Source organism: Gemmatimonadaceae bacterium (assembly GCA_035533015.1).
GTDB lineage: Bacteria > Gemmatimonadota > Gemmatimonadetes > Gemmatimonadales > Gemmatimonadaceae > JAGWRI01.
Map to the genome: position 1 here is coordinate 1 of DATLUQ010000016.1, position 8137 is coordinate 8137.

The following is an 8137-nucleotide window of genomic DNA, read 5'->3' on the forward strand; positions in this document are numbered from 1 at the left end:
GCGTATATAGAAGATCCGAACAAGCGGAAGGGACCGGATGCGGATCAGCCGCACCGGGTGACCTATCGGAAGTTGGTGAGGGGGTGAGGCGGCTCTCTGGGCGCGCTTGGTCGCACCGCTGAGGGGGGCTCCTCTCGACGCCGGGCTTGACCACCACCGTCGAGGAGGCCTGGGCGGTATTCTCCGCTGGCGGCGCGTAGCTCATCGCCGCTCGATCCACGCTCTCACGAGATCCGGGTAGCCCGGCGCGTACCGAGGCCAGCCGTCAGCGTCGGCCGGCGGAAGGCGAAGCGTGTGATCCGCTCCCGCCAACACTCGGACCGTGACGGCGCGATTGCCGTGCTCGACGAGAATCCTGCGAATCGTGTCGATGCTCGTTTGCTGCGGCACCACTTCGTCGCGGCCGCCGTAGAGCAACAGGACGGGCACGCGGACAGAGGCCCACGCCGCCCGGTTGTCGTCGTTGCCCACCTTGCCATACCATGACCACACCCAGCTCGAGTCGTCGGGGATGCCAAGGGCGTCTGTGACGTCTGGATTGTTGTATCCCGCCAGGTCCGCACGCAACTGCGCGTGCGCCAGGTGATTCCGCGCGACGTCCACGAATTCGTGGTAGAGCGTCTTGGCGCGGCGCAGCGTATCGCCGCGAAACATCTTGGCGAGCATTGTGTTCACGCGAAACAAGTCCTGTTCGTATAACGGACCGACGTTGCCATCGGCGTCGATTATCCACGCGACGTTGCGGTTCGAGGCGACCATCGGCGCGATGAAACCGCCCTGACTGTGCCCGAAGATCCCGATGCGGCGCGGATCCACGTCGCTGCGGCGAGCCAGCAACTCGACGCCTGCCCGGCCGTCGGCGGCCAGGTCTTCCATCGTGCTCGTCTTCCAGTCTCCCGTCGACACGCCGACGCCACGTTTGTCGTAGATGAGGACTACGATCTCATTCCTTGCGAGGTAGTCCGCCGTAAAGGCGTTGGCCCAACGCCCCTCAGCGCCCGAGCCCTGCAAGAACACGACGGCGGCATGACGGCCCGGCGACTTTGGGCTGAGCACGGAGCCGCCAAGCAGGGCGTCGCCGTCACCGAATCGCACCTCGGTGGTAGTGTACGACGGCTCAACTGAGCTCGATGTGCGGTGGAGCCAGAAGGTCCCAGGATGGCCTGGTTCCGAGAACGATCCGCTGATGGAATCGCCGAGGAGTGTTCCGTCGAACGTCGTCGTCGACTGGTCGCCGACCAACTCCCAATGGATGCCCGGCGACAGGCGCAGATTCGTCAGCGGCACGTCCATCGCGCCGATGTCCCCGGCGGTGAATGTTCCCCGGGTCGAATCCGCCACACCGATGATGAACGGAAGGCTCGACACGCCGCGATGCATGACACCTTCCCATCGTCCGGCAACCGCCTGCGCCGCGGCGTTGCTTGCCGCGATGCACATCAATAGGGCGATCAGGTTGCGCACAATGCCTCGATGGTTGAGTGACCTCCCTACAAGCAGCCCACGACCGATGGATGGCTCCCGCTCGCCAACTTCAGTTTGCGGTACGACCCAGTTGCATCGAAGGCGCGCCGATACGCGGTGGGTGACATGCCGAAGCGGCGCTCAAAGGCGCGCCGGAACACGTCGTCGCCGGCGTAGCCAACGGATCGGGCAATTCGCTCCACGGCGACGCGCCGGGCGGGAAGCCGACGGCTGGCTTCGCTCAACCTGGTCTCCTCGACAAACATTCTCGGCGTTACGCCGAACTCCTGTTTGAACACGCGAGCGAACTGTCGCGGACTGAGATGACAGCGAGCGGCGAGCTTCCGGACCGAGAGGTCACTGTCCAGATGCCGGCCGATCCACGAGGCGAGGTCGCGGAAGCGATCGCTGGTCTCGATTTGAAACCGTAATGGTTCGGAGAACTGCTGCTGGCCGCCCGGCCGCTTCAGGTAGACCACCAGCTCCCGAGCCACGGCGAGCGCCCACGCACCGCCGAGGTCTTCTTCGATCAGCGCGAGCGCGAGATCGATCCCCGCGGTCACGCCGGCGGACGTATAGAAGGGGCCATCTTTGACATAGATCGCATCGCCGTCGAGGACGAGTTTGGGGAATCGACGGCCGATCTCCGTGACCGCGCTCCAGTGTGTGGTGACGCGGCGGCCATCGAGCAAACCGGTTGGCGCCAGGCCATAAATCCCAGTGCACACGCTGGCGACGCGGCGGACGTGTGGCGCCACGTCGAGAATCCACGCCGCAGCGCGCTCCGCAGCGCCGGCCCGACGCAGTCCGGCCCCGCCGGGGATCATGAGCGTATCGAGTTTGAGTTGTGCCGGTCGCTTCGCGCCCGCTTGGACGTCAGCTCGGAGCATCGCGCCCGAGCTGGACCGTACCGTCCGACCGCCGAGCGCAATGAGAACGATCTCGTACGGCCCTGCCGGCCCGAACTCGCCGTCCTCGCGCCTGAACGCGTCCGAGGCAAACGCGTCGGCGGGCCCGAACACGTCCAGCGCCTGGATGCCGTCAAATATGAGAACCCCGACCCGCCTGCGCTGCATGTGCCCTTCCGTTGCTGAGTGCGTCGAAGTGGAGACGTCCGTACAGCGAAGGCTACGCAGCGGCCAGGGTGACTGCAATGACCATTTTCCGACGTATTCTGCCACCCGGCTGTAACGTCAACACGGCACCTGCTCGTGGCTCGGCTTTGGCGAGAGGCGCCGTCGGAAACGAGAGGTCGACCCGGGTTCCTATCCGCGGACCCGTGTCGATTTCACGAAAGTTGCGGATCCGTTGGCAAATGCCGCGGCGCGCGGAGGCTGATGCTGTGCACCGCCAGGAGGCCTGGGCCCCTGAAAGAGTGGTCCAGCCGGGGTCACGCTTTGACAGGGAACTGAGGCGAGGCCAGACGCTCGGGAGAGAGGAGGCGAGGGATACGGATAAGTCGATTCGCCGAAGCCCAGACCGTGGCCGCCCGTCTAGGTGGCCGGATCCGTGGCAAGCGACGTTGTCACGAACTGGTGCTCGTGACAAAGGTGAACTACACGACGTGCCGCCATTTCCCCTATGAAGACCAGGCCGATCCCGTCGTAAGCACGCTTTCGCGTGCGCAGTTCGAGGGGAATTTTCAAGCGTATATCGAAGATCTGAAGAAGCGAAAGGGCCCGAACGCGGATCAGCCGCACCGCGTGACGTGTCGGAAGTTGGTGAGGGGGTAGGGCGGGCCGCCCCTATTCTCCGTTGCCGCTAATCGGCCGCAGCCGTTTCCGAACCCACGCCGCCAGCGAAGCCTCGGAGATCCGACCCGCCGCTACGCCTTCCGTCACCAGCACCGGCTCCGTCGCCTCGATCTCGTGGCCGTTCAGGCCAAGAAAGACATGGGCGGCCATGAAGGCCACGCGCTTGTTGCCGTCAATCAACCCGTGGTTCTTGGCCAGCCCAACGGCATAGGCGGCCGCAAGCGCGCCGAGGTCGGGCTTGGCCGCATGGGCGAACTTGTGCCGTGAACGGGCGAGCGCCGACGCCAGCAATCCATCGTCGCGCACGCCGGCCAAGCCGCCGTACTCGGCCAACTGCGCCTGGTGAATCGCATCGTGCATGGTCCGCGTCACCCACCGAGGGGCTCGCCGGTTGGCCGCCACCGCCTATTGCGCCAACTTGCGGAGCGCATTGCGATACCGCTTCGCTCCGCGCGCGTACACTCCAATGGTAGGCTCACGCATCACACGGTCCGCGTTCGGCGGACCAGGGAATTGGAGGGTTCATGCGTCAGACCATGGCACCATCCCATTACAGGGTCGCGATCGGTCCGCTCGCGCTCATTCTGCCGCCGAAGATCTACTTCAAGATCACGGAGGGGCACCATCCGCACGTGCCTTCAACGCCGGAGTTCAGCAAGGTGGTGAAGGACATGACGCCCGCCGAGCGCAACTTCGCTCCCGCGAGGGCTCGCCGAAGTTACGACGGCCGCGCCGCGCAGGTGGCCGCGGCGCGCACCGCCATCGGCTGCGCTGTGTCCGCCGCCAGCTGCTGCGCGAGGGCGACAATGGCCGACTCGAATCCGGCCGGGGGCTCGACGCCGTGACTCCAGGTCGGCTTCGCGTCCGTCACCTCGAGCCCGTCGTCGCACGCGGCCACCGGGTTCGTGGACGTGGATGCGTCGGTGGGTAGCATACGGTCATAGCCGATCCAGAACTTGCCGGAGCGGAGCACCCACAGGGCGCGAAGCGCGAACACACGCGCCTCGACGCTCGCCGACGGGTCGGCCGCGACGCTCATCGACGCGTCCACGACCGTCGAGTCGCGGAAATCGCCAAATGGTCCGACGAGCGCGTTCAACACGGTGGAATCGGTGAGGAAGCGTGTCGAGCGAATGGTCGCGGCGGCGGTCGCTCCGCCCTCGCCCCCACAGCTCAGCAGTCGCGCCGCTGCGATCTGGCGCTGCTCCGCCTTGCCGCTGCCCTCTGAGGCGTGGCCGCCGCTCTGGACAATGGCCTGATCGTACGCGCGCACGAGATTGGCAGCCTGACGGCAGGCGATGGAATCCGCCCGCGCCGTGTCTTGGGCGTGCGCACCGGGTGCGAACGCGAACAGCGGCGCCGCGGCGGCGGCGAGCAGAAGCCGGAAACGGGGCGCGCTCATGCGATCTCCTGCGCGCGGCAACAGGGCGTTGCGGAATGCATCGTCATGGCAGTCGCGGTATGCAGTCGGACGTCTCGACCGGATACTGCTGATCAACGGCCGTACTGACGGTTGTGAGCCACGCCGTGTGGTACGCGGCGCCGGCAGCGGAGGCGCTGGCCGCGTTCAAGACGTCGATGGTTCCCGGCTGAGTGAGCGTCGAGACATCGAAGACGGCGAGGGCCGCCTCGAGGGTTGCCTGCACACCGGGTGACGTATCTCAAGCTCGTCCGAGCGTAAGGCGTTATATCCGCCGGTGGCAATAGAGCCCTCAATAGACTGTTTCGCGAATCAGGGTACACAGCATCATGCCGCACGAGGATGTAGAAGAGCGGTGGACCCGGCCATGCGTCCAGCCTGATCCTGCTAGATGAGCGCCGCCGCGCGGCCGGAGCCACCGCACGAGAAGCACGTGATGAGACCACTGCTCATGCACGCCGAGCAGGTCCTGAGCTGCGCGACGCCGTTGGCCGTGGTCGGCTGGTCGTACCAGCTCCCGCGCCCGTTGCAGGTGGAGCAGCGCACGCGTCCCGAACCGCCGCAGGCCATGCACGTCTGTGGAGCAGCGGCCGGATTGTACCCGCCCGAAGCCGGCATCCGGCCCCCGCCCTGCGGCGCGTAACCGGCAGCGCCCCCGGGCGCGACCTTGAAGAACTTGAGAACGAACCACGCGACCGGATTCATCCCGCAGGCATTGCCCAGGGCAAGGAACCATCCGACCACGGTCCATCCCAGGAAGAAGTCCAGGGAGAAGATCAGCGGGAGCGATCCAATCACCAGCTTTCCGGCCCGCTTCCGGTACCAGGCGATCCAGAACGGGATGAGGTACAGCACCACCTTGAACGCCGGCATCTGCGCCTCCGCGTCGGCACGTTGTTGAATGTGGGAACCTCCGTACGTCCCGCCCAACGCTGATAGATGAGTGCCTGACCGCGGCCGCTTCCGCCGCATGAAAAGCGCGGAATCGTTCCGCTGCTCAGGCGGGCCGGGCAGGTCCTCAGCTGCACGACTCCGTTTGCCGTCGTCGGCGGGTCGTACCAACTCCCGCGCCCGCCGCAGCTCGCGCACATGGTCCGTCCGGAGCCACCGCATGACCCGCACGGCGGCGCGGCGGCGGCTGGCCCGTACCCTCCCGGCCCGGGCATCGGCCCTGCGCCCTGCGGCGCATAGCCCGGCGCTCCTCCGGGAGGAACCTTCACGAACTTCAGGATGAGCCACCCGATCGGGTTCAGGCCGAAGACCATGGTCACCGCCAGGATCCACGCAACCACGGTCCATCCCATGAACAGATTCAGGGAGAAGATCAGCGGGAGCGATCCAATCACCGGCTTTCCGGTCCGCTTCCGGTACAGGGCGATCCAGAACGGGATGAGGTACGGCAGCCAGAACGTGAAGAGATACACGGGCGCCTCCCGGAAAACGCGATGCTAGGCGATCGCCCCGCAAAAATAAAATTAAGAATTCGTAAAGACCATGGCGCAGGCGATTCCCTCGTCCTGGCCGCGCCCCGAATCCCAGCCCCTCGCGGTCAGAGCGAGGGGCGGGGCGGGACGGCGGCGCACACGATCGTGACGGACGCCGGGGTCAGACCGGGGGATGTCGACTCCACGGCCCCCCTCCCTGAAAGTTGGACCAGGGCGACTGACGGAATGACGGCGAAATTGGGCTAATTCACCGGGTCGGAGCCGAGCTCTGGAGGAAGCCGATCGATGCGGAAGATCCGATTCACCGACGCCGAGATCGTGACCGCCCGTCGTGTAGCCAGATCCGTGACAAGGGGCATGGTCACGGACGTATACTCGTGATGAAGGCGAACTACACGACCTGCTGCCATTTCCCCTATGAAGATCACGCCGATCACGTCATCACCACTCTGTGCCGTGCGTGGTTCGAGGGGAATTTCGGTTCGTCTATAGACGATTTGAAGAATCGGAAAGGACCGGATGCCGATCGGCCGCACCGGGTGACGTATCGGAAGTTGGTGAGGGGGTAGCCGCTTCTCGCAAGCTGAGCCGCTGGTCGGCGTCCGCGCGGGGGCCAGATGCCGGACGCGGCTGCCATGAGATGACAGCCGCGTCCGGTCGACCGGCAAGGACTCCGCCGAATCAGGGCACGATGCTGCGCGTGGCGGCGACGTCGGCCTGCAGACGCGCGACCCCCTCGCCGGCATCCTTGATGTAGCCGTTGGCCACCTGCACCATCGCCGGCGTCGGCGCCACGTACGCCTGCTCCACCTGGTTCGTGATGGCACTCAGCCACGACCGCAGCCGGGGGGGATACACCAGTGCGCCCTCGCCCGACTGGATCTTGAGATCCACCAGATCGTTGATGTCACGATTCAGCTTGCCCAGCGGCGTTTGGGCATGATCGTCCAACGCGCTCCCATTGGCGGCTGTCTTCTGGAGTGAGTCGCGGGTGTTAATGGCCAGGTTCAGCGTGGTATCGAGCCGGGCGACGGCGCCGTGGATCCGCATCAGCAACGCGAATCGCTGCTGCAATTGCGCCTCCGTGGTCTGGAGTCGCGGATCCAGTTTGATCACGAATGGCTGCGTCTGCTTGTCGTCGCCATAGGTCAGGGTCACGTGGTACGCACCCGGTACGACTTCCGGACCGATGGGCGGGCTCGCCGAGAAGCCGGAATTGAAGATGCCCTTCACGTCCACCGCGCTCGGGTATCTGAGATCCCACTGGAAGCGGTTCATGCCGGGCCCGACGGAGGTCAGCCGCTCTTCCTGCTGCTCGCGCGCGACCGATTGGTTGCGGGCCGGTGGGCCCGCGCTGGCGTTCGTCTTCCAGTGCAGCGTCAAGCGCCGGATCAGCTTGCCACTCTCGGTGGAGAAGTCGAGCGTCACCGGCGTGCTGCCGTCGTAGTCCGCCGGCAGGTGGAAGAACACCGTAACGCCGGGCGCCAGGTTCGCGCCGCCCGCGCCGCCTCCCCCGAACCCGCCCCCACGGCGCGTCACCAGCCAGGCCTGCTGCGGCTTGAACAGGTACGGGGACTGGCTCGTCACCCGGGCAACTCCCAGCTGTTCGAGGAACTGCAGGTCGTCCATCACGTAGAACCCGCGGCCGAACGTAGCGAGCACGACCGCGTGCTGCTCGGGTTGGACCTCGATGTCGTTCACGCGCACCGCCGGCAGGTTGAGACTCAGCGGCTGCCACAGCTTGCCGCCATCGAGACTGAAATACGCCGTCGCGCTCGTCCCGGCGAACAGCAGATTGGGCTGGTTCGGGTCCTGCCGCACGCTCTCGACGTACTCGCCCTGCGACAGCCCGGTGGTGATCTCCGTCCAGTGCTTGCCGTAGTCGGTGGTCTTGTACACGTACGGGTGGAAGTCGTCCCAGTCATATCGACTCGCTGACAGGTATGCCGTGCCCGCGTCGATGTGCGACGGCTCGATGCAGGTGATCGTGGACCACTCCGGCAGCGTCGGCGGGCGCACCTGAGTCCAGTGCCCGCCTCCATTGGTGGTCACGT

8 protein-coding genes are annotated in these 8137 nt (G+C 65.9%); all 8 read right to left on the reverse strand.

Annotation, left to right across the window (positions count from 1 at the left end):
• Window positions 1-201 precede the first annotated feature (201 nt).
• Complete coding sequence (locus tag VNF92_03800; GenBank protein ID HVA56988.1) at window positions 202-1380, reverse strand: alpha/beta fold hydrolase; 1179 nt, start codon at window positions 1378-1380, stop codon at window positions 202-204.
• Between the two features lie 110 nt (window positions 1381-1490).
• Window positions 1491-2540 (reverse strand): DJ-1/PfpI family protein, encoded by a 1050-nt coding sequence (locus tag VNF92_03805; GenBank protein HVA56989.1) that lies wholly within the window; start codon window positions 2538-2540, stop codon window positions 1491-1493.
• Between the two features lie 669 nt (window positions 2541-3209).
• A complete protein-coding gene (locus VNF92_03810) occupies window positions 3210-3578 on the reverse strand; it encodes a type II toxin-antitoxin system death-on-curing family toxin (GenBank protein ID HVA56990.1) in 369 nt (122 codons plus the stop codon).
• Window positions 3579-3936: 358 nt separating this feature from the next.
• A complete protein-coding gene (locus tag VNF92_03815) occupies window positions 3937-4620 on the reverse strand; it encodes a hypothetical protein (GenBank protein HVA56991.1) in 684 nt (227 codons plus the stop codon).
• A 43-nt stretch (window positions 4621-4663) separates the two neighbouring features.
• Window positions 4664-4864 carry a hypothetical protein gene (locus tag VNF92_03820; protein ID HVA56992.1) on the reverse strand — a complete coding sequence of 67 codons (201 nt, stop codon included), beginning with the start codon at window positions 4862-4864 and terminating at the stop codon, window positions 4664-4666.
• Between the two features lie 161 nt (window positions 4865-5025).
• Complete coding sequence (locus tag VNF92_03825; GenBank protein ID HVA56993.1) at window positions 5026-5511, reverse strand: superinfection immunity protein; 486 nt, start codon at window positions 5509-5511, stop codon at window positions 5026-5028.
• Window positions 5512-6325: 814 nt separating this feature from the next.
• Window positions 6326-6448 carry a hypothetical protein gene (locus VNF92_03830; GenBank protein HVA56994.1) on the reverse strand — a complete coding sequence of 41 codons (123 nt, stop codon included), beginning with the start codon at window positions 6446-6448 and terminating at the stop codon, window positions 6326-6328.
• 316 nt (window positions 6449-6764) lie between these two features.
• The coding region (locus VNF92_03835) for a hypothetical protein (protein ID HVA56995.1) at window positions 6765-8137 on the reverse strand (1373 nt) is incomplete at its 5' end.